The organism is Flavobacterium sp. FlaQc-30 (assembly GCF_044005885.1).
GTDB lineage: Bacteria > Bacteroidota > Bacteroidia > Flavobacteriales > Flavobacteriaceae > Flavobacterium.
In genome coordinates, this window is sequence record NZ_JBIPCO010000001.1 from 918,528 (window position 1) to 940,911 (window position 22,384).

The following is a 22,384-nucleotide window of genomic DNA, read 5'->3' on the forward strand; positions in this document are numbered from 1 at the left end:
AAAATATTTTTTGAGAAACACAATAAAAATAAAATCCTTACGTTGTAACTGTTTATAAATTAGAATTTAATGAGTTTAGCAAGAATTGAGTTAGTTAGTTTTGTTTTAGTATTTTAAAAAGGCGCTCTTAAACTAGTTAAGAACGCCTTTTTTTATTAGTTGCTAGTACTCATTTTTTAGCACTTACAGTTGATTTTTACTGATCAATTAATAACTAAGTTCAACAATAGATTTTACTTTGTCTAAAGTTATTAATTGATTTTCTCCTAGACCTTTCCAACCTCTTTCGTCAAAACGATTTACGATGAAATCGGCAGTATTACTATAATTTTCTGTGTATTGAGATAGTTTTGTGTCCATTCCCATTGTATGGAAAAATTCTACCGTTTTATTAATTGCTTCTTTTGCCACTTCATCATCAGATCCTGAAAGATTAAAAATACGTCGGCCATATTGTGCCAGTTTGCCTTTTTTAGTCTCAAACATTACGTTGTATAAACTTGGGCCAATAATAGCTAAAGTTCTTGCATGATCAATTCCGTAAAGTGCAGTTAATTCATGTCCTATCATATGAGTTGCCCAATCTTGAGGAACGCCTTTTTGAATTAATCCGTTCAACGCCATAGTACAACTCCACATAAAGTTTGAAGCTAATGCATAATCAGTTGGATTTTCAACCACTTTTGGACCTATTTCAATTAAAGTCTGTAAAATTCCCTCAGCAATTCGGTCTTGTAAAAAACCTTCATGCGGATAGGTTAAGTATTGTTCCATTACGTGCGTGTAAGCATCAACAACACCATTTTGAATTTGTCTTTTTGGTAAAGAAGCGATAACCGTTGGGTCGCAAATAGAGAATTTTGGGAACATTGCGCTTCCGCCAAAAGCCAGTTTTTCCTGAGTAGATTCGATAGTTACAACAGAACCTGAATTCATTTCGCTTCCAGTCGCTGGAAGCGTTAAAACAGTTCCAAAAGGCATGGCATTTTCTGTAATTAAGATTCTTTTTTGCAGAATAACAATCGGATTTCCATCAAAATTTACAGCTGCCGAGATAAATTTTACACCATCAATTACTGATCCTCCGCCAACGGCAAGAATAAAATTAATTTTTTCAGTTTTAATAACGTCAACTGCCTTCATTAAAGTTTCAAATCTTGGATTTGGTTCGATTCCGCCAAATTCCACAATTTCAAAACCCTTTAAGTTTGCGATTACTTGATCGTAAACACCATTTTTAAAAATACTTCCCCCTCCGTAAGCCAAAAGAATTTTAGCCTCTTTTGGAACTAGAGTTGATAGTTTTTCAATTTGTCCTTTTCCGAAAATTAAATTCGTCGGATTGTATAATTCAAAGTTTAGCATTTTTTTTTAAGGTTCTAAGATGCTAAGATTCTGAGGCTCTAAGGTTTTTTCTTAGTGGATTCAAGATCTTAACATCTTGGTTAATTTTTTTATTTGTCAATTTGCTTATGAGACGTTAGCTTTTTTTAGTTCCTAAGAGAAGAACTTTAGAGTCTTAGCATCTCAGTCCCTCAGCATCTTATTTAATTTTTTGTAATAATTTGCCGGCTACCAGTTTAGACGATGCAGGATTTTGACCTGTAATTAAAAGTCCGTCTTCAACCGCATATGGCTGCCAGTTTGGTCCTTTTGAAAAAATCCCTCCATTTGATGATAAAGCATCTTCCAATAAAAACGGAACAACTTTAGTTAAACCAACAGCTTCTTCTTCATCATTAGTAAATCCAGTTATTTTTTTGCCTTTTACTAAATATTCGCCTTTTACTTTTACGTTTTTCAAAACAGCTGGCGCATGACATACAAAAGCAACAGGTTTGTTGTGTGTATAAAACGACTCGATTAAGGAGATAGAATTTCTATCTTCAACTAAATCCCAAAGTGGTCCATGACCTCCAGGGTAAAAAACGGCATCATAATCTTTTTGATTAACAGTCGAAAGTTTTAAAGTGTTTTTTAGCTTTTCTTGTAAAACCTTATCGGCATCAAAACGTTTTGTGTCTTCTGTTGCTGATGACGGATCGGCACTTTTAGGATCAATTGGAGGTTGTCCGCCAAGAGGAGAAGCAATTGTGATTTCGACTCCCTGATCTAATAACTCATAATATGGTGCAGCAAATTCTTCTGACCAAAATCCAGTTTTTTCTCCTGTATTGCCCAGCTTATCATTACTGGTAACAACAAATAATACTTTTTTCATCTCTTTTTTATTTGATTTTTGAGCAACAGCCGAAATGCTTACAGCCGTAAATGCAATTATTGCGAGTAAAGTTATTTTCTTCATAATATTAAATTTTGAACAAATTTACAGCTTAAGTGATATTAGTAAAAATAAAATAAACTATGTTTGTTATAAATAAATTTATGTCATGGTAAATCTAGAATGGTACAGAACTTTTAAGGCTGTTTATAAAAACGGCAATTTTTCGGTGGCTGCAAAGGAATTATTTATGAGTCAGCCGGCCGTTAGTCAGCAAATTTCTATGCTCGAAGCTCATGTTGGGAATAAATTATTTAATCGAAAATCAAAAGGAGTAGAGCCAACGGAATATGCTAAGTTACTGAATAATTTGATTATAGATGCGCTGGACAGGCTCGAAAGTGTCGAGGCTGGTTTTAGAGCTAAAGCTGAAGATGCTAACCGATTAATTTCTGTTGGAATTTCAAAACACCATTTTGAGTGTATAGGGAATCTCTTAATTTCAAAGTTTGATTTGATCGATTTTACTTTTGCAGAGAACGACGAACTTTTTGCATTAGTCGATTCTAAAAAACTTGATTTTGCAATTACCACAAAAAGGTTCGACACTTTTGATACTACTTATGAAATTGTTGGAAAAATTAAATTAATAGTGGTTGCGCCAACAACTTTAGATATAACAGAATTTCGTCAGAGATTAAAAGCAGATAATTTTGTTGAGATAGAACAATGGTTGAATGGTCAAAAATGGTACAGCCATGATGCCCGAATTCCGTATATAAAATTATTTTGGCTCCATGCTTTTAATAAAAAAAGACCTTCAATGGTTCCTAATTATATTATTCCTTCAGAATCTGAAATGCTGCGACTTTTGTCTAAAAATGAAGGAGTGGCGGTAACGTGGAATTGTAACGCAAGAAGTTTTATTAAAGAAAATAAGCTACAGTTAGTGTGGAATAGTTTTCACGTTCCAGAAGAATATGTGTATTTACTAGCGCCCAAAAACAATAATTTAAATGCGCTTTTTGAGATTATTTCAAAAGAACTAAAATTGTTTTTTGGTAACAGATTATGATTTAAATCATTTGTTTTTGTTGTTTAAAACAATAATTTTGATGCATAAACCACTAAAATTTTCAAAAATGAAAAAGTTTGTATCAGCGTTAGTTCTTATTGCAGCTGTTTTTATGAGTAATTCTTGCAGTAAGAGTGATAGCGAGGCGATAGTAGATTGCTTAGCAGAGTCAATTTTTGTTAAATTGCATAATTCGACAGATGCTAATAATCCTAAGATAATGAATTATTCAGTTGGTTACAGCGGAACAGGAACCTTAGTTTCTGTAAAATGGACATTTGGCGATGGTAGTACAGCAACTGGAAAAGATGTTTCTCATACTTATGCTGCTGCTGGAACGTATGAAGCTAAGGCAGAGGTTACGGTTAAAAAAGATGGTCAAGAATGTACATCTGTTCCAAAGAGAAGTGTAACGGTTAACTAGGAACTGACAAATAAAAAGAAAGCCTGAATTTTAAATTCAGGCTTTTTTTTGTGTTCTATTTGTCATTTCAACCTAAAAATCACATACGAAATTTCGTTCCTAAAGTTGCCATACTTTGTGCATTTTCGAGTGTGATTTCTCGTTCCTCGAAATGACAAGATCGTATGTAAAATGATTTTTTATTTTTTATATAAATTATTGTGATCGATATATTCCCAAACTTTTGGAGGCAGTAAAGGCTGAATGTTTTTGCCTTCTTTAATGTTGTTTCGAATAAAAGTTGATGAAATTTCTACAATAGGAGCATCAATTACATGAATTTTTGGATGTGATTTTAATTCGGTGTTTTCTGGCTCATCAGAGATGCGCGGGTAAACATAAATATCATGGTTTTCGAGAATCACCTCGTAGTTTCTCCATTTATGAAGCGTTTTTAGATTGTCTTCGCCCATAATCAAAGAGAATTCATGACTTGGGTATTTTTCTTGTAAATGCGCTAACGTAACGATTGTATAATTAGGCTGCGGCAGTTTAAACTCAATATCTGAAGGTTTGATTTTAGGATAGTTTTCCGTCGCTAGAAAGACCATTTGCAAACGGTGATGATCATCGAGTAGGGTTGCTTTCTTTTTTAGCGGATTATGAGGGGTAACAACCATCCAAATCTGATCTAAATCTGCAAACTCAGCCATGTGATTGGCAATGATCAAATGACCAACATGAATGGGGTTATACGTTCCGAAGTAAAGTCCTATTTTCATTTTTTAGAGTTTCACAGAAATTCGCTAAGATAGCACAAAGATTCACAAAGTTTTAAATGTACTTTGTGAATCTTTGTGCTTTTGCTTTTTGAATTTTGGCGGAATAAATTACTTATTAATGAATTCTTTTACCAATTGATATGCTTCTTCTTTTGCAGTATCTAAATCGTAGTTTTTTATAATAGTGTCAAATTGAGGTGCTGTAGCTAATTCGACAGATGCTTTTGCAATTCGCATATTAATTTTATCGTCACTTTCAGTAGAACGTTGTTTTAATCGGCGTTTTAGTTCATCGACACTTGGAGGTTTTACGAAAACGGCTAAAGTTTGTTCTGGAAATTTATGTTTGATACGTAATCCGCCCGCAACATCAATGTCAAATATTACATTTTTTCCTAAAGCCCAAATACGCTCAATTTCCGACTTTAATGTGCCGTAAAAATTATCGCGATAAACTTCTTCCCATTCCAGGAATTCTTCGGCCTTAATATGTTTTTTGAATTGTTCTAACGAAATAAAATAATAATCTTTTCCGTGTTCTTCTTCTCCGCGTGGGTCGCGAGAAGCTGCCGAGATCGAAAATTCTAAGTTTAAATCTTCTTTCCTTAGTAAATGTTTTACTATAGTTGTTTTTCCCGATCCTGAAGGTGCTGAAAAAACAATTAATTTTCCTTTGTTCATTGTGTATGCTTTAGGCTTTAAGCAATATGCTTTAAGCTTTAATATTTGTGCGGTATTTTTTGTTGCCTATAGCTTATAGCTTAAAGCTTAAAGCTTACGGCTTTTAAAGTACATTCAAAACCTGTTCTTTAATCTTTTCTAATTCATCTTTCATCATCACAACCAGCTTTTGCATTTGTGCGTGATTTGATTTTGAACCCATAGTGTTGATTTCACGACCCATTTCTTGAGTAATAAAGCCTAGTTTTCGACCGTTGGCTTCATTTCCATTTAAAGTTTCTAAGAAATAGTCTAAATGGTTCGTTAAACGCACTTTCTCTTCGGTTATATCCAACTTTTCTAAGTAGTAGATTAATTCCTGCTCAAAACGATTTTCATCAACATTAACTTGTAATTCTGAAATTGCAGTTTGTAAACGATCTTTAATGGCTTGAACACGTTCTGGATCTAATGCCAAAGCGTCATTCATATATTGACGAATATTACCAATTCTTAAGTTGAATTCCTTTTCAAGAGATTCTCCTTCATCTTTTCTAAAACCAAGAATGTTTTGAAGCGCTTCGTCAATAATAACTTGAATTTGTTCCCAGTCGTTTTCGTCGATTTCTTCGCGTTCTGTTTTTAATGTATCTGGCATACGAACAGCCATTTTCATTAACTCAGTTTCATCTGCATCAGGATAAACCTCTTTTAATTGGGCAATGTAGTTTTTTACGACAGGTACATTTACTTTTGTTGAAGTTTGTTCAGAGGTGCTTTCGATATAAATTCCGAAATCAATTTTACCTCTTTCCAGTTTTGCTGCGATTTGAGTTCTTAAACCTAGTTCCATTTCGCGATAAAGCGACGGCATTCTTACGTTTAAATCTAAACCTTTGCTATTTAAGGACTTTACTTCAACGGTAATTTTTTTTGTAGGCAATTGCAAAGAAGCTTTGCCGAACCCTGTCATAGATTGTATCATATAATTGAGTATAAAGGCGCAAAGATAACTAAAAGTTTGAAGTCTTGCGCTGTAATTCAATAATCTGTGTAATTGTATAAACGAGGAAAAAATCCTAGCTCAAAACTTTTATAACTTCTGCAATATTTTTTTGGCTGTTGCCGATGTAAATTTTTCCGTCAATAATAAAAACGGGACGACTTAAGAAAGTGTAGTGTTCTAAAATGTACTTTTTGAAATCGGCTTCAGTCAACGATTTGTTTTTTAAATCCATTGACTTGTACAATTGTGCTTTTTTACTGAATAATGCTTCATAGCTTCCAGAAAGCGTATACATTTCCTCAAGTTCCGTTTCGGTAATCGGGTTTTGTCTGATGTCTTGAAAAACTAAATTATGATTTTCTGGTAAACTTTTAATGATTTTTCGGCAAGTGTCGCAAGAAGCTAAATAATATATTTTGTTCATTTTTTTTACAAGTTTGTTAGACTGCAAAGAAAAATCATTTAAAACTTAAAAATCATTAATTTTATAAAAAAAAAAATATTTATGAAATCAGTTTTTAATGTACAGAAAACCATTAGGGAAGTTATTTTGAAGATTTTAGATAATTATACATTAGAACAATTAAACAAAATTCCAGAAGGATTTAGTAATAATTTAATTTGGAATGCGGGGCATTGTTTATCTGTTCAACAAGCTTTAGTTTATAAATTGTCAGGTTTACCGGGAAATATTTCTGAAGAGTTTATGGCAAAGTATAAAAAAGGAACTAAGCCAGAAGGTGATGTTTCTCAAGATGAGGTTGATGATATTAAAAGGCTTCTTTTGTCAACTTTAAAACAAGTTGAAAGCGATTTTGAGAAAGGTATTTTTGTTAACTACATGGAGTACAGTACAAGTATAGGTTACACTTTAAAGAATATTGAAGGGGCTTTGGATTTTAATAATTATCATGAAGGACTTCATACGGGAGTTATGATGAGTATTAAGAAGTTTGTATAATAAAAAAATCCCGCCTTGAGCGGGATTTTTTTATTCTATTATTGTTTCGATTGTAACTTTCATCGCGCCAGCACCTTTATTTTTGGTGATTTCCATAAAGGCCCGTTTTGAAAGGTCGATTTCACGAGTTTTTACGAATGGACCGCGATCTGTAATTTTTACAATTACAAATTTTCCGTTGGCTTCATTAGTTACTTTAACTCTTGTTCCAAAAGGAAGTTTTTTATGCGCAGCAGTATATTTACTGTTGCTGAATCTGCTTCCATCAGCTGTTTTTCTACCGTTAAAACGATCCGCATAGTAGGATGCGTGAGCTGTTTTTTTGTATAATTTTAATTTTAAGCCTTTGTCTGTAAAAACAGAATCGGTTGGCATAGCAATTATGCTGGGTCTGTTGTTTTTTACAGTATCTTGAGTTGATTTTTGTTCAATTACTGGTTTTGTTTGGCTTATAATGTAGGTAAAGCAACTTAAAAAAGTTATTGCAAATGTGGTAAGTATGATATTCTTTTTACTCATGATTTATTTTTTTTCAGACTTGGGGGAGTTTGTACAAATAATATGCCGAGATAAAAAAAGCCCTATTTTTCTAGGGCTTTAATTGGTGTTTTTAGAACCAAAGGTTCCATGGAATTCTACTTAAAATAAGTAATAATCCTAATCCGTAAAATATAGCAAATGTTTTAAATTTTGCTTCGCTGTTGATTAGCTTTTTATGTTTTGACCATCCAATAGTAATTAAAACGATGGCGATAATATTGATCAGCGGATGCTCTAAAGAAGTTAATCTAAGTTCAGCATTAGACATTTGTCCAAAAGCTGCTTTTCCTAACGGAGACACAAAATAAAGGATTAAACCAATCAACAATTGTGTATGAGTTCCGATTAAAGCAAATAAAGAAATCTTGCGATCTTTTGCTGTAAATTCTTTTTTAGAAGAGAATCCGATAATAGCATTTATTACTGCAATTGCTAAAAGCAATAGTGCTAAATAGGCCCAACCTGAGTGAAATTTTTGTAAAAAATGGTACATAAATTAAATTTTTATTGAAACAAATATAACAAAAATGGGCAATAAAAAACGGCATTAAACTTAAAAGTCAATGCCGTTTTTTCTTATTTAGTTTGGTTCTTTATTAGAAATTGTAGCGTAAGCTAAAGTTCCAAGTTCTTCCTAAACCAAAGTATCCTGTGTTTGCAACGTTAATTCCTTTGTAGTTGTTTGAAGTTGGTGTTACAGCTGTAGCTGTAGTCAATTCAGACAAATAAACTTCATCAAATACGTTGTTAACATTAACTCTGAATCCGATAGAATCGTGTTTTCCTTTTCCAATAAACAATTTGTATGAGATACCTGAGTCAACTAAATCGTAGCTTGGTAATTCTAAGTTGTTTTTTACGGCACCAACATTTGAGTATAATTTGTCATAATATCTCCAGTCAGCATCGATAGAAAGGTTTTTAACGAATTCATATCTGAAACCTAAACCGTATGTTACTTGAGCACCATCTCCAACTTTTCCACCGTCAACATCTTGTTGAACTTTGTCTAAAGTAGATAAGCTTTCGTCTCTAGTTGTAGTTACTGTATTACCTTTATATTGCCAGTCTCCAACTGATAAGAATCCTGTTAAGTTAAGATTGTGAGTTGGTTTTGCAACGAAATCTAACTCTACACCAGTGTGAACCTGCTCAACACCTTCGTTAGTTTTGTAAATTAAATCACCTAATTGTAAAGATGGATATTTAATAATATCAGCAGCAGTAGCAGTAGTAGATGTAGTTGTAACTCTGTCTTTCCAAGAAGTTCTGTAAGCATTAACACTTGCAGTTACTATTTTTGAAGCGAAAGTATATCCAGCTTCAAGACCAAATATTTTTTCGTTTTTAGTTAATGGGTTTACCGCATTTGTAAAGTTCAAATAGATGTTATCGTGGTAAGGTTGACGGCTGTAGTAACCAGCATTTGCATAAATTGTATGTTGTTCAGCAATTTTGTAGCTAGTTCCTCCTTTTACGTTGTAACCTACGTTGTTAACTTTTTTAGAATCTTGGTATTGTGGTAAGTAATCGAATCTATCAACTCTACTGTGAGATTGGTTTGAAAGCGATCCTTGGAAGAATGCAGAAAAGTTATCTTTTGAATATTCTAACTGGCTAAATACACCACCGTAAGAAATAGTTTCTCCGTAATCGTAATCAATTCTTTGATCTTCTGCAATTGTGTTGAAAGTTGCAGGCCAAGGCAATGCTCTTCCAGATTCTGTAACATAGTTACTTTTCATAGTACCGCTTGGGTTACTATTACCATCTTTAAGGTTTCTTGTATCAGTCCAGCTTGACAATCCCATGAAGTCAGAAACTTGTCTGAAGTGAGTTCCTTTGTATGTTCTTAAGTCAAGACCAACATTTAAAGCTAAATTGTCAGTAAGTTGGTTTTTTAAGTTAGATACTAAACCGTACCAAGCGTGGTTATTAACACTAGCTCTAATTACGTAAGCACCATTTGTACTTCTACCGTCAGCATTTCCTTTACCGTTAATAATAGCTTGATTGCTTGCAAAGATACCATCAAAATTTATTTGACCTCCTGCAGCAGTAGCTGGTTTAGTACCGTAGCTTCCAGTTCCTCCACCTCTTCCCCAAGATCCGTATAATACGGTAGAAAGTTGTGTTTTGTCACTAATATCATAATCCCAGTTTATGTTAGCAACTGGTTTGTGGTAGTAGTTTGTTCTTTCAGATTTGTATTCTCCGTTTTGAGTACCCCAGTTATTGTTGTACTTTCTTCCGTATTTTAAATAGCTGTCAATAGACTTTGTAAAGTTTTGATCGTGCCATTGTGGAGCACCAGTTAACAAGAAGTTGAAACTGTGTTTGTCATTAGCTTTATATCCAACAGAAATAAAGTAAGTTTGTCCTTCACCTTTTGTTCCGTCATTGTATCCGTCACCTTGCCAGTGAGATAACATTACACTTGTTCCCCATCCGCTTTTGCTCATACCTGTGTTGTAAGCAGCAGTAGTTTTGAAGTAATTATCATTTGCAACTCCTAAAGAAACAAAACCACCTTCATTTTTTTCAGTAGCTTTTGTAATAAAGTTTACAGTACCTCCTACAGAAGAGATTGCTAATTTTGAAGATCCTAAACCTCTTTGAATTTGTACAGCATTTGCGATATCAGATAAACCAGACCAGTTAGACCAGTATACTTTACCGTCTTCCATACCGTTGATTGGTTGACCGTTTAATAAGAAAGCGGTGTTATCTTGAGCAAATCCACGAACACTGATTCTTGAATCTCCGTAACCTCCAGATTGACCAGCAACATAAACAGATGGAGTGTTTACCATTGTTTGTGTAATGTCTGCAGTACCTATTTTAGCTTGAATTTCAGCAGCTTTAATAGTAGAAACTGCGATAGGAGTTTTTCTATCTTTAGCTAAATCGATAATTCCTTTACCCATTACTACAATTTCTTCTAATTGATTAGAATCAGATTCTAAAACAATTTTTCCTAAGTTAGTTGTAGCTCCTTTAGAAACTGTGAATTTTACTGTTAAGTTGTTGTAACCTAAGTAAGTGATGTATAATTCTCCAGCAGCTGTAGGCGAATCAATAGTAAATTTTCCATCAAAATCAGTAGATGTTGATGTTGTAGAACCTTTGATAACTACATTAGCTCCTGGTAATGAAACTATACCATCAGTAATAGTACCAGTAATTTTTCCCTGAGAGAATACAGTTGAAACTACCATAAAAAATAGTCCTGTAAGTAACCAATTTTTCATTTTCTTCATTTGTTGTTTTTGTTATTTGTTTTTGGCAAAATTATAACAATTAAATCAGATAGTGTTATCAAAATGTTAAGAAAAGTAAGTTTTATAAAATTTGTTGCGCATTAAAATGATTTTTTCTTTTTTGTTTGCATAAAACAACGTTTTTTTGATTTTACACGCCTGTTTTTTGTTAAAATCGTAAGAATGTGTTCGGTTGTGTAGTGTTAAACTTGCAAATTTTTACGGTGAACTGCCGTTTTGCTGGTTGTTTATGCGAAAAAACGCCTTAAATTTTGTTAATTTAAGGCGTTTCAGGAGGTTATAAAACTCTATTTTTTAAGGTTTTATTTATTCTTCAAAAAGTGGTTCAATAAAAATGTAGTTGAACTGTCGTGATTTTTTACTGTTTTAGAGTTAATTTCATCTAAAATAGAGTTTGCCAGTTGTTTTCCTAATTCAACTCCCCATTGGTCAAAGCTGAAAATATTCCAGATAACACCTTGAACAAAAATCTTATGTTCATATAAAGCAATTAATGATCCTAAGCTTTTAGGAGTTAATTTTTGAATTAAGATTGTATTGGTTGGTTTGTTTCCTGTAAAAACTTTAAATGGCAATAAGTAAGACGCTTTTTCTGCAGGAAGTTCTTGTTTGTCAAATTCAGCTTGAACTTGTGTAGGAGTTTTTCCGTTCATTAAAGCTTCTGTTTGGGCGAAAAAGTTTGACATTAATTTATCATGATGATCTTCATTTCCGTAAAGTGGCTTTACGAATCCAATAAAATCCGTTGGGATTAATTTTGTTCCTTGGTGAATTAATTGAAAGAAAGCATGCTGCGAATTTGTTCCTGGTTCTCCCCAAATAATTGTTCCAGTTTGGTAGTTAACTGGTTTTCCGTCACGGCCAACACTTTTTCCGTTACTTTCCATAGTTGCCTGCTGTAAGTAAGGAGCTAGTTTTGATAGATATTGTGTGTAAGGAATCAAAGCTTCACTTTCGGCACCAAAGAAGTTGTTGTACCAAACACTTAACAATCCTAAAATAACAGGGATGTTCTCGTCGAACTCTGTTGATTTGAAATGATCGTCCATTTCGTTTGCACCAACTAATAATTGGTTGTAGTTATCAAAACCAATTGCTAAGGCAATACTCAAACCAACAGCACTCCATAAAGAAAATCTTCCTCCAACCCAATCCCACATTGGGAAAATGTTGTCAGGATTAATTCCAAATTCTGTTACCTTTTGAATATTCGTTGAAACTGCCACGAAGTGTTTTGCAATATCTTCTTGTGAAGCTGATTTTAAAAACCATTCTTTGATAGTTTCAGAATTTGATAAAGTTTCTTGAGTGGTAAAAGTTTTAGAAACGATTAAGAAAAGTGTAGTTTCTGGGTTTAATTTTTTGATTATCTCGTTTACGTGATCGCCGTCAACATTTGAAACGAAATGTGTTTTTAAGTGATTTTTGTAAAATTGTAAAGCTTCAACAGCCATAACAGGTCCAAGATCTGAGCCTCCAATTCCAATATTTACAATATCAGTAAAAGCTTTTCCAGTAAAACCTTTTCTTTGTCCAGAAATTACTTCCTCTGTAAAGTTTTTGATTTTGTTTTTTACTTTGTAAACTTCAGGAATTACATTTTCTCCATCAACTTTTATAACTGCCGATTCTGGAGCACGCAAAGCAGTATGTAAGACAGCTCGGTTTTCAGTTTGATTAATGATTGCTCCGCCAAAATATTGAGCAATTGCATCTTTTAATCCAATAGAATTTGCTAATTCTAATAATAATGAAATAGTTTCTTGGTTGATATTGTTTTTAGAATAATCAACTAAAAAGTCATTCCATTGTAAGTTAAATTTTGCAGCACGAGCATTATCTTGTTGAAATAATTCTTGTATTGTAGTTTCGTGAATTGCGTTATAGTGGTTTTGCAGATTTTTCCACGCTTCAGTCCCGGTTGGGTTTGTTGTGTTTAAAGCCATTTGTATTTTTATTGAAGTTTAGTTTTTTTTAGAAACACAAAAATACTGAAATAACTTTTAAAAGGGCAGTGGTTCGGGATTATATAACAAATAGTTACGAAAACGATTTATGAGATTAGTGCTTTTAATTTTTAATTTTTGCTGTTATTATGACAGCGCCATCATTTTCTTTTTCGTTATATATTATGCGACTGCTGTTCTTGTTTAAAAAATCCAAATTTATGATCTCTGATTTTTTCAACGGTAATAAAATGGTGTCTTGCTGTTTGTTGTATTTAAATGGAATTCCGTTTATTACGATTAGAGGAGATTCATCAATTTGATCATTTTTAAAAGCATTATTGATTAATTCTGATGCGTAATATTTGTTTTCATTTGTATCCTTTAAAATGAAAATCTTTGGATTAGAACATCCGAGTATTATTGTCGATGAGAATGCAAATAGTATTCTTTTCATTAATTAATCTTGTGATTTGATAAAATGATGTTTTTTGAATTAAAGTTTTACCAAATCTTCCACCAAGGTTTTTTGTTAATAGTAATAGTTTTCTCGGCGGTATTAATTTCTATTCTTTTTAAAGGTTCTGTTTTAATCTTAGAATCATCAAAAAATAATTCGCCATTATCACTCATTCCAATTGGAGACTTAGTTCTTTCTTTCCAGTTTTCGGTTTGTAATTCAGGGATTAAGGGTGAATTGATTTTGGCGCTGAATTTTTTTCTTGCCTTTTCAATAATTTCTTCTTCAAGATTTGATGAAGAATTTTTAAATAGTGAAATTGAAGTATCAGGAATATTTAAAAGAAAAACCTGTGTTTTGTCATCGATTTTTTGAATGTCCAAAACTTTAAAATAAGCAATCGAATCTAGTAAAAAATGTCCAATTTTTGCTGAATCAGGATTGAATTTTGATAAATCTTTAGGATGAGCGCTGGCAATTAAATATCTAAAATTTCCAAAAAGACCACCGCCAATTGAAGTCATATCGGTAAAACCTTTTTCCTGAATGATCTGTCCGATCTTGTAATTCAAAATTAAGTTTTCGGGTAAATTTGTATCTCTGTAAAACAGTTTTAAACCTGAAAAAGTTTCATTGTAAATTGCTTTAATCCGAGCATTTTTCATGTTTTCTATTTGATAAATTTACAAATTACCAATACTGTCCAATTCTCTTTTCAAAGGTTCGATTTGTTTCATGAAACGAGTTCTGTCATTTCCAGTCAAAGATTCACCAGTTGGTAAATTAAGTCGAAGTGCATCTACCTGAACGCCATTCTTCCAGAATCGGTAACAAACGTGAGGTCCAGTTGCAAGTCCTGTGCTTCCTACTAATCCAATAGTTTGTCCTTGTGTAACACGCTGTCCGCGTCGAACTAAAATTCGCGACATGTGTAAGTATTGAGTAGAGTAAGTTCCGTTGTGTTTTACTTTTACAAAATTTCCGTTTCCTGCTGTGTATCCTGTTGCTTCGACAACTCCTGATGCAGTTGTTGAAATTGGAGTTCCAGTTGGCGCTGCATAATCTGTTCCTTTGTGTGCTTTCCAAGTATGCTGTACGGGATGGAATCTATTCGCAGTAAAGCGAGAAGTAATTCGGCTGAATTTGATTGGTGTTTTTAAGAAAAAGTTTTTTAACGTTTTTCCCTCGTCATCATAATATTCAATTTTTCCTGAAGTGGTATCTCTTTCAAATGGAAATGCATAAACGATTTTGCCTTTATATTCAAAAAAAGCAGCTTCTAGTTCTTCGACACCATCATAAGTTTTGCCATTGATAAAACGTTCTGTGAAAATTAGTCCGTAACGATCTCCTTTTTTTAGTTTAAAGAAGTCAATAGACCAAGAGAACACTTTTGTAATTCTGCTGGCAAGTGCAGTTTCTACACTCTCGTTTCCAAGAGTTTCAGATAGTGAACTTTTTAAAACACCGCCAATAATTTTACGTTTTAAAGTAACCGGTTTTACTTTTTTATATGCTTTTGCGATACTGTCTCTTAAGTCAATTACATAATAAGACAATGCATCCGGCTGATAAATAAATACTTGTAATTTATTCGTTTTATTTTTAGCTCTAAGTAAAGTAAAGGGTTTGTTGTAGCGAATTGATCTTACATTAAAAGAATCTTTTACTTGTTCGACAATATTGTGAACTTGTTTGTCGCCAATATTTTGACCTTGAATTATTGAACCAAAAGAATCTCCTTTTTCGATAGTATCATTAACAACATTGAAATCAGCATAATTAAAACCAAATTCTACTTTTTTAGTTTTTGGTTTAATAGTTTTTGTTTCAACCTTTTCGGCGGTTTTATTGCATGAAAATATTGAAAATAATACTATTATAATTACGAATGCTTTTTTCAAACTTTTAAATTTTTTGGGAAACTAAAGTAGTTTATTCGTTCCCCCAGTTAGACAATTCATCTTCGGTCCACAATTTAGGAAAAAAGATGCGTCGTTGGTATTTTGGGTGCATATATTTTTGCCAGTCGCTTCCGCCTGTTGCTTCTCCCGTTCCTTTTCCGCTTTCTAAGATGTATTTTCTTGCAGTATTTAAATGCTGCATTACCCAAGTAATATTTACGGTTTTGTCGTAGTGGCGCATTGCTGCAATTAAATCACTATTTTGTTGATCTTCGACAGGTAGTTGAGAGAATTTCTGCCAAATGTTTTTCGTTTTAAACGAAGTCATTTGTCTTAAAAACTGATCTTTATATTTTTTTTCAAATTCATTTAGTAAATAAGATTTTTCGCCAGTTTGATAATCTTTTCCTGCCGCCTGCCAATACAAATGCTCAAAACTTGTTTCAAGATCAGTGTTTTCGTCAAAATTTGCTTTGTATCTGCGGTCTGTTAAATTAATAACATCTGTAGATGCAAATTCGATCATTCTATATTGTGCACTTTGAAAACCGCTGGCAGGAGTAAGTGTATTTCTAAATTTCATGTATTGATCTACTTCCATACCGTTCTCCATAATACTGAACGAATTCGTAAGCATGTCAAAATATCGTGTAATTCTTGAAAGTCTTTCGTTGAAAAAATCGGCTTGAATGTTTTCTGTATCAGCGATTTGATCGATTTCCCACAAGATCATTTTGAAGATTAATTCGTTCACCTGATGATACATGATGAAAACCATTTCGTCAGGAAGTGTGGTGCGTTGTATTTGTAAATTTAAAAGAGCATCAGTTTGTATATAATCCCAATATGTAATTGGTTTTGACCAAAGCAAACCTTCTAACTGAACATCAGTTTTTTGATTTATGGCTTGAAATTTAAGGTCAATTTCTTTTAAAATTGATTCTGAATGATCAGTTAGGTTCATTTCTTTTTAACTTTAAGCGGATTTTTTAATCCTTTATATTCATCAAGATCTGCTTTTAGAGATCCAACGGCAAGATCTGCTTTGATTCTGATTGGTACTTTGTTGTCGTCGTCTGTTATCCAGAGTGTTAAGCTTTCCTTTTCTTTAAAGACTCTTCCAGTTTGTACGAGAGGTTTGAAAACCATTGTTGAAACGGTTCCAAATTTAGTCGTAATATCTTGACGGCCTACATATTTTAACTTAAATTTTGTGATTTCATCATCAAAAAACATATCAATTGTAATGGATTCTCCTGATTTTAGTTTATCGATATTTGGATGGTTTCTTAAATAATAAAAAGACGAAACAATATCTTGCACATTATCAGTAACTACAATTGTTTTTTCGGTTTTTCGTTTGTAATCTTTTACCAAAACTTTGTTATCGGGCAGATTAAAAAAACCTTCTTGATTTTTAGTGTAACCGCCTTCGTCAATTTTGCGAACATAGCGATATGGGCTTCCGGTTTCTTTGTCAAAGTAGCTTTCGTATAAGTCTTCGACTTTAAAAAAGAATTTTGACATTCCGGTTGTGTAGCCTTTTCCTATGGCGTGATGTACTTTTTTGTTGTTTATTGTAGCGTCTTTAATCTCAAGAGTCGCGTATCCGGCATTTACAATTCCGTAATGAATTCTGAATTTGAAGTATTCTCCAGTATCAAAAGCGTCTTCTTTTTGAGTGTCAAAACTAAATGACGTTATAATCAATATAATGAGGACGAACTTTTTCATAGTACAATTTTTACATTTCATAATAAAGGTAAATAAATGCAAATTCTATTCCAAATGTACCAAAACAAAAAAACTCAGTCAAGGAATGACTGAGTTTTTATGCTATTAACTAACCAAAAAACTATAAATTATGAAATTTATATCAAATTAGAAGGAAACCACCCCTTCTTGATTTGCGAGTGCAAAGATAGATACAAAGTGCATAAAAAAAATAGCAAATAGTAAGTTTAACATAACATTTGCATAAAAATCATCATTTTACAGAGAATTTTTTTGCATAATGTAAAAATAATGCAATTTTACAAAGTTCCTCTCAATTCTTGCTCTCTCTCAATTGACTCAAACAGAGCCTTAAAGTTACCTGCACCAAACCCTTTTGCACCCATTCTTTGAATAATTTCAAAGAAAAGCGTTGGTCTGTCTTGAACTGGCTTTGTAAATATCTGTAAAAGGTAACCATCTTCGTCGGCATCGACCATGATCGCTAAATTTTCAATTTCATTGATATCTTCTTTCATCATATCCATATGAACTCCCAATCTTTCAGGAATTGCTTGGTAATAAGTATGCGGAGGAGCTGATAAAAATTCAACACCGCGTGCTCTTAGTTGTGATACGGTTTTGATGATGTCATCTGTAGCGATAGCGATATGCTGAATCCCTGGCCCGCCATAAAAATCTAAATATTCTTCAATTTGCGATTTTTTCTTTCCTTCCGCAGGTTCGTTAATCGGGAATTTAATTCTTCCGTTTCCGTTTGACATTACCTTACTCATCAATGCAGAATATTCTGTAGTAATTTGTTTGTCATCAAAAGATAAGAAATTCACGAATCCCATAACGTCTTCATAGAATTTTACCCAAGTATTCATTTCGTTCCATCCCACATTTCCAACCATGTGATCAATATATTTTAATCCTGTTGGTTCTGGATTGTAATCTGATTTCCATTCTTTATAACCTGGCAAGAAAACACCGTTGTAGTTTTTTCTTTCTACAAAAATGTGAACAGTTTCTCCGTAAGTATAAATTCCAGAACGGACAACTTGACCAAATTCATCTTCTTCTACGGTTGGTTCCATAAAAGAACGTGCGCCGCGTTTCATCGTTTCTTCGTAAGATTTTGTAGCATCTTCAACCCAAAGTGCTGCCACTTTTACGCCGTCACCATGTTTTTTAAGATGTTCGTTTATTGGAGAATCTGCCGTTAATGGTGTAGTTAAAACAATTCTGATTTTATCTTGTTTTAGAACATAAGATGCTCTGTCTTTTACTCCAGTTTCTAATCCGGCATAAGCTAATGACTGATATCCGAAAGCGGTTTTATAATAATGCGCAGATTGTTTTGCATTCCCTACATAAAATTCTACATAATCTGTTCCTAATAATGGAAGGAAATCTTGTGCTCCTTCAAATATTTTCTCTAATCCGTATTCTACTGATTTAACTTCTTTACTCATGATGTTTATTTGTTTAATCGGTTAATCGTTTAATTGATTTTTCCGAAATGTTGTGTTTAGGTTAATTTTTTACCGCAAAGACGCTAAGTAAAACGCAAGGTTCGCAAAGTTTTTTGTAGCGATCTTTGCGTAAAATCCTTGCGGACTTTGCGGTTAGATCGAAAGTAAAATTTATTCACACCAAGACTTGTAGTACTGACCATCATCAAGACCCATAGCTTCTTCAGTAACCATTAAAGGTCTGAAAGTATCAACCATAACGGCTAATTCCTGAGTTTCTTTATGACCAATACTGCGTTCCATAGCGCCTGGTGCTGGACCGTGTGGAATTCCTTTTGGGTGTAAAGTGATATGTCCCTGCTCAATATTGTTACGGCTCATAAAATCGCCATCGACATAATATAAAACTTCGTCAGAATCTATATTGCTGTGATTGTATGGCGCTGGAATGGCTTTTGGGTGATAATCGTAAAGTCTTGGGCAGAATGAACAAACAACAAAAGTTGCTGTTTCAAAAGTTTGATGTACCGGCGGCGGTTGGTGAACACGCCCGGTTATAGGTTCGAAATTGTGAATTGAAAATCCGTAAGGGAAGTTGTATCCGTCCCAGCCCACAACATCAAATGGATGTGTAGCATAAACCACTTCGTGAATCATGCCTTCTTTTTTAATCTTAATTAAAAAATCTCCTTTTTCGTCGTAGGTTTCCAATTCGTTTGGCAAAATAAAATCACGCTCACAAAATGGAGAGTGCTCTAAATGCTGACCTGATTGGTTTTTATATCGTTTTGGAGTATAAAATGGAGAATAAGATTCTACATAAAATAGTCGGTTGTCTTCTGTTTCAAAATCAATTTGATAAATAATACCACGCGGAATAATCAAATAATCGCCATATTCAAACGGAATATTTCCTAACATGGTTCTTAATTTTCCTTTTCCTCTATGAATGAAAAGCATTTCATCGGCATCGGCATTTTTATAGAAATAATTTCGAAGTGATTTTTTCGGTGCAGCCAAACCAATGATACAGTCTTTGTTGACTAACATTGCTTTTCGGCTGTCTAAAAAGTCATTTTCAGGTTTTAATTCAAAACCTTTAAAAAGAAGTGATTTTATGTTTTTTCCGATTGCAATTTTTGGTTCAACCGAATAGGAATTTAAAATTTCTTTTACCTGCGTTGGTCTGTGAACATGATAAGATAGTGACGAATGTCCGTGAAAACCTTCGGTTCCAAATAATTGTTCATAGTAAAAACCTCCGTTTGGTTTTTCGAATTGGGTGTGTCTCTTTTGAGGAAAATCTCCAAGTTTATGGTATAATGGCATGGCTTTTCAATTAGATAATTTTAAAATTAATTAGATAATTCGAAAATTGTGAATTGTGTGAACAGATAATCAAGTCAACATTAGTATTGACTAATTATCTCAATTCGATAGCTTCATTCAGGATTTCTCTTGATGAGGAATTGAAGATACTCTAATAAACCTGTCCATTTAGTTTTCATTATAACAAATGTCGTAATTTTTATTGATCAAAATTACATATTATATTATTTATAACATAAAATATTTCGAAAAAATCGAAATTAAAATAAAAAACCTATACTAAACCAAGTGAAACTTTTTGACATTTCGGGCGACCATGATTGTTTAATTTCGATTGGGCCAATAATGGTTTCTAGTCCGTAACCTACTGCATAACCAGAATATTTTGGCATTGAAATCCAGTCGACTGTACTAAATATATCATCGCCCAAATTGGCATAATTGGCCGAAAGATTTACGTGATTTTTTTTGAAAATCTCATAATCGAGTGTAATTCCGGTTTTTATAAAGCTGTTTCCTGCAATACTTAGAAAATCATAGCCGTAAAAATAATTGAAATTATTTATTTTGTTATATCCATATCCTCCTAAAATATAATCGAAAAATGGTACGCTGTCGTTTCCAAACGTTAAACCAGCATCGGCATCTATTTTAAATGTAAGCTTTTTGAAGATCGTATTTACGTACGAAACCTGAGCTTTTGCCATCGAAAATGGTTTAAACAAATTAGTATAATTTGAAGATGCTAAATAAGTTTGGAGATCTGTCGAGAAATACAATCCTGAATTTGGGTAATATTTGTCATCAAATGAATCGTATTTTAGATAGGCGAAAGCACTTAGATAACTGCTTTTGTCAATTACATTGTCAATATTTGCTAGTGTTGGAGAGCTTATTTTAAGATATTTATATTCAAGTCCGCCGCCCATTAAAAATTTCTGTACAAAAATGGTTTGAAAATAAGCTTGATTGCTTAAATCCATAAAATCGACATTAATAAGATTTACATTCGGATTTTGTGCTGTTAGAGTACTTATGTTTGTCGTTACATTTCGGTTAAATTGATTTAATCTAGAGCGAAATCCAAAACTTATATTAAATCCATTTTCGACATAATAGTTGAAATCGTATCTAAAATTATCGCCTAAAATGACATCGAGCGAAGTAATGTCATTTTTTAAGAATGTTTTTTTATGAGTAAGATTTAATAATATACCGCTCTTGTACAAACCATCATAATGAAGACCAAGTTTTAAATAAGTCTGTGTTGGGTTTTCTTTTAATACAAGATCTAAATTGTCATTTTTTTCTCCATTGGGCTCTAAACAATAGGATATAGTGCTAAAGTTTTGAGTAGCATTTAAATTGTTGATTCCAGTTTTAAGATCAGCATAGGTGATCGTACTTCCTGGTTTGAAGCGTAATTTACCACGAATATATTCCTTTGTGTAATTCTCGAGATTGTCACTGTTTATCTCGGCGATTTCAAGTGTATCTGAGGCAAGTTTTAGTTTTGGTTTTTTATAAAAATTATCTTCGTTTACCAGCGATTTAATTTTTTCGTAAACCGCAAAAGAAGCTTCTTCTCCTTTTCGGATAATTTCTTCTCCCTTGTCAAATGAGATTACACCATAATCGCGAATATCAGGTTTGATATAAATGTCAGTATCTTTTACTTTACTTTTCATTTTTTCAATTGATTGCAGATTGGTAATCTGAACCAAGATTCGAGTGGCGTTTTTTAGATTTTTTCTATTCAATAAATCATCCTGAACATCGACACCAATAATAATGTCGGCGCCAAGATTACGAACTTCTTTTATAGGGTAATTGTTTACAACACCTCCGTCGACTAATAAATTTCCGTCGATTTCGACAGGTGTAAATAACGAAGGAAAAGCAGCACTCGCCATCATGGCTTGAACTAGATTTCCTTTGTTAAGCAATACTTCTTCGCCGGTTTCAATATTAGTTCCAATGCATAAAAACGGAGTTGGAAGTTTGTTGAAATCGCGAACATGACGAACATTACGAGTTAAACTGCTCAGTAAATTGTAATTGTACATTCCTTTTGAAAGTGCTTCAGGAATACCAATTTTAAAATTACTGAATGGTAAAACAATAGCATACAATTCGTCGTTTTTCTTGCCGTAGAAGTTTTTTGAAGAACGCGGAATATAATCGTTTATTAATTCGTCGAAATTTGTTTTCTTGAAAATAGAGTCAATTTGCGAAGCATTGTAACCAGAAGCATAAAGTCCGCCAATTACAGATCCCATACTGGTTCCGCCAATATAATCAATTTTGATTCCGGCTTCTTCCAGTACTTTTAAAACTCCAATATGTGCAAAACCTTTGGCACCGCCGCCGCTTAATACTAATCCAATTTTTGGTTTTTTAATACTGTCTCTTTTATTTTCTTGTGAAATAGATTTTTGTGGAGTCAGTAATAAAAGTGAAAAAACTAATGCTGTACTCCAGAAGGAAATAGAAAACTGCGAAAACGAAAAGATTGTTTTTTCCTGCCAAAAAAGAGCGGCCCAAGAAGCTCCCTTGTTGGGATCGGAAAAAAATCCTTTTAACCGAGTATTTAAAATTGACAGCTGGTTTGGGCGCATATGA

General features: G+C 33.1%; 21 protein-coding genes. 3 read left to right on the forward strand and 18 right to left on the reverse strand.

Going from position 1 to position 22,384, the window contains the following annotated elements:
• Positions 1-207: 207 nt before the first annotated feature.
• On the reverse strand, positions 208-1,365 hold the full coding sequence (locus ACHRV0_RS04035) for an iron-containing alcohol dehydrogenase (RefSeq protein ID WP_395439982.1): 1,158 nt from the start codon (positions 1,363-1,365) through the stop codon (positions 208-210).
• 178 nt (positions 1,366-1,543) lie between these two features.
• Entirely contained in the window at positions 1,544-2,305 is a 762-nt protein-coding gene (locus ACHRV0_RS04040) for a type 1 glutamine amidotransferase domain-containing protein (protein ID WP_395439983.1), read from the reverse strand.
• A gap of 85 nt (positions 2,306-2,390) precedes the next feature.
• Here ACHRV0_RS04040 and ACHRV0_RS04045 point away from each other — a divergent pair, with 85 nt between their 5' ends.
• Together ACHRV0_RS04045 and ACHRV0_RS04050 are read left to right on the forward strand one after the other, a co-directional pair.
• Positions 2,391-3,296, forward strand: a complete 906-nt coding sequence (locus tag ACHRV0_RS04045) for a LysR family transcriptional regulator (RefSeq protein WP_395439984.1) — start codon at positions 2,391-2,393, stop codon at positions 3,294-3,296.
• Positions 3,297-3,363: 67 nt separating this feature from the next.
• Entirely contained in the window at positions 3,364-3,720 is a 357-nt protein-coding gene (locus ACHRV0_RS04050; protein WP_395439985.1) for a PKD domain-containing protein, read from the forward strand.
• Between the two features lie 179 nt (positions 3,721-3,899).
• On the opposite strand, the gene nadD is transcribed toward ACHRV0_RS04050, so the two are convergent.
• The 4 genes from nadD to ACHRV0_RS04070 form a co-directional block, all read right to left on the reverse strand.
• Positions 3,900-4,481 (reverse strand): nicotinate (nicotinamide) nucleotide adenylyltransferase, encoded by a 582-nt coding sequence (gene nadD, locus ACHRV0_RS04055; protein WP_395439986.1) that lies wholly within the window; start codon positions 4,479-4,481, stop codon positions 3,900-3,902.
• A gap of 108 nt (positions 4,482-4,589) precedes the next feature.
• The gene (gene gmk / locus ACHRV0_RS04060) at positions 4,590-5,162 is read right to left on the reverse strand and encodes a guanylate kinase (RefSeq protein ID WP_395439987.1); all 573 of its coding nucleotides are present in this window, start codon (positions 5,160-5,162) and stop codon (positions 4,590-4,592) included.
• A gap of 103 nt (positions 5,163-5,265) precedes the next feature.
• On the reverse strand, positions 5,266-6,126 hold the full coding sequence (locus ACHRV0_RS04065; RefSeq protein WP_089053324.1) for a YicC/YloC family endoribonuclease: 861 nt from the start codon (positions 6,124-6,126) through the stop codon (positions 5,266-5,268).
• Positions 6,127-6,220: 94 nt separating this feature from the next.
• Positions 6,221-6,571, reverse strand: a complete 351-nt coding sequence (locus ACHRV0_RS04070; RefSeq protein WP_129023350.1) for an arsenate reductase family protein — start codon at positions 6,569-6,571, stop codon at positions 6,221-6,223.
• A gap of 81 nt (positions 6,572-6,652) precedes the next feature.
• Here ACHRV0_RS04070 and ACHRV0_RS04075 point away from each other — a divergent pair, with 81 nt between their 5' ends.
• Positions 6,653-7,108 carry a DinB family protein gene (locus ACHRV0_RS04075; protein WP_395439988.1) on the forward strand — a complete coding sequence of 152 codons (456 nt, stop codon included), beginning with the start codon at positions 6,653-6,655 and terminating at the stop codon, positions 7,106-7,108.
• Between the two features lie 30 nt (positions 7,109-7,138).
• On the opposite strand, the gene ACHRV0_RS04080 is transcribed toward ACHRV0_RS04075, so the two are convergent.
• The 12 genes from ACHRV0_RS04080 to ACHRV0_RS04135 all read right to left on the reverse strand — a co-directional run bounded on the left by ACHRV0_RS04080 (position 7,139) and on the right by ACHRV0_RS04135 (position 22,380).
• Positions 7,139-7,627 (reverse strand): septal ring lytic transglycosylase RlpA family protein, encoded by a 489-nt coding sequence (locus ACHRV0_RS04080; protein ID WP_099717978.1) that lies wholly within the window; start codon positions 7,625-7,627, stop codon positions 7,139-7,141.
• 91 nt (positions 7,628-7,718) lie between these two features.
• Positions 7,719-8,141 (reverse strand): hypothetical protein, encoded by a 423-nt coding sequence (locus ACHRV0_RS04085; RefSeq protein WP_089057133.1) that lies wholly within the window; start codon positions 8,139-8,141, stop codon positions 7,719-7,721.
• 103 nt (positions 8,142-8,244) lie between these two features.
• Entirely contained in the window at positions 8,245-10,899 is a 2,655-nt protein-coding gene (locus ACHRV0_RS04090; RefSeq protein ID WP_371414511.1) for a TonB-dependent receptor, read from the reverse strand.
• Between the two features lie 332 nt (positions 10,900-11,231).
• Entirely contained in the window at positions 11,232-12,875 is a 1,644-nt protein-coding gene (gene pgi, locus ACHRV0_RS04095; RefSeq protein ID WP_395439989.1) for a glucose-6-phosphate isomerase, read from the reverse strand.
• 124 nt (positions 12,876-12,999) lie between these two features.
• Positions 13,000-13,332 (reverse strand): hypothetical protein, encoded by a 333-nt coding sequence (locus ACHRV0_RS04100; RefSeq protein WP_129023354.1) that lies wholly within the window; start codon positions 13,330-13,332, stop codon positions 13,000-13,002.
• A gap of 47 nt (positions 13,333-13,379) precedes the next feature.
• Positions 13,380-14,000 (reverse strand): hypothetical protein, encoded by a 621-nt coding sequence (locus ACHRV0_RS04105; RefSeq protein WP_395439990.1) that lies wholly within the window; start codon positions 13,998-14,000, stop codon positions 13,380-13,382.
• Positions 14,001-14,018: 18 nt separating this feature from the next.
• Positions 14,019-15,239, reverse strand: coding sequence for a peptidoglycan DD-metalloendopeptidase family protein (locus ACHRV0_RS04110; RefSeq protein WP_089053315.1), 1,221 nt, complete (start codon positions 15,237-15,239; stop codon positions 14,019-14,021).
• A 31-nt stretch (positions 15,240-15,270) separates the two neighbouring features.
• The gene (locus tag ACHRV0_RS04115; protein ID WP_129023356.1) at positions 15,271-16,203 is read right to left on the reverse strand and encodes a tryptophan 2,3-dioxygenase family protein; all 933 of its coding nucleotides are present in this window, start codon (positions 16,201-16,203) and stop codon (positions 15,271-15,273) included.
• Complete coding sequence (locus ACHRV0_RS04120; RefSeq protein WP_395439991.1) at positions 16,200-16,973, reverse strand: DUF3108 domain-containing protein; 774 nt, start codon at positions 16,971-16,973, stop codon at positions 16,200-16,202. Before ACHRV0_RS04120 ends, ACHRV0_RS04115 begins: the two co-directional genes overlap by 4 nt.
• Before the next feature lie 299 nt (positions 16,974-17,272).
• Entirely contained in the window at positions 17,273-18,433 is a 1,161-nt protein-coding gene (gene hppD / locus ACHRV0_RS04125; RefSeq protein ID WP_395439992.1) for a 4-hydroxyphenylpyruvate dioxygenase, read from the reverse strand.
• 171 nt (positions 18,434-18,604) lie between these two features.
• The gene (locus ACHRV0_RS04130) at positions 18,605-19,762 is read right to left on the reverse strand and encodes a homogentisate 1,2-dioxygenase (RefSeq protein WP_395439993.1); all 1,158 of its coding nucleotides are present in this window, start codon (positions 19,760-19,762) and stop codon (positions 18,605-18,607) included.
• 260 nt (positions 19,763-20,022) lie between these two features.
• Positions 20,023-22,380 carry a patatin-like phospholipase family protein gene (locus tag ACHRV0_RS04135; RefSeq protein WP_395439994.1) on the reverse strand — a complete coding sequence of 786 codons (2,358 nt, stop codon included), beginning with the start codon at positions 22,378-22,380 and terminating at the stop codon, positions 20,023-20,025.
• Between the last annotated feature and the right edge of the window lie 4 nt (positions 22,381-22,384).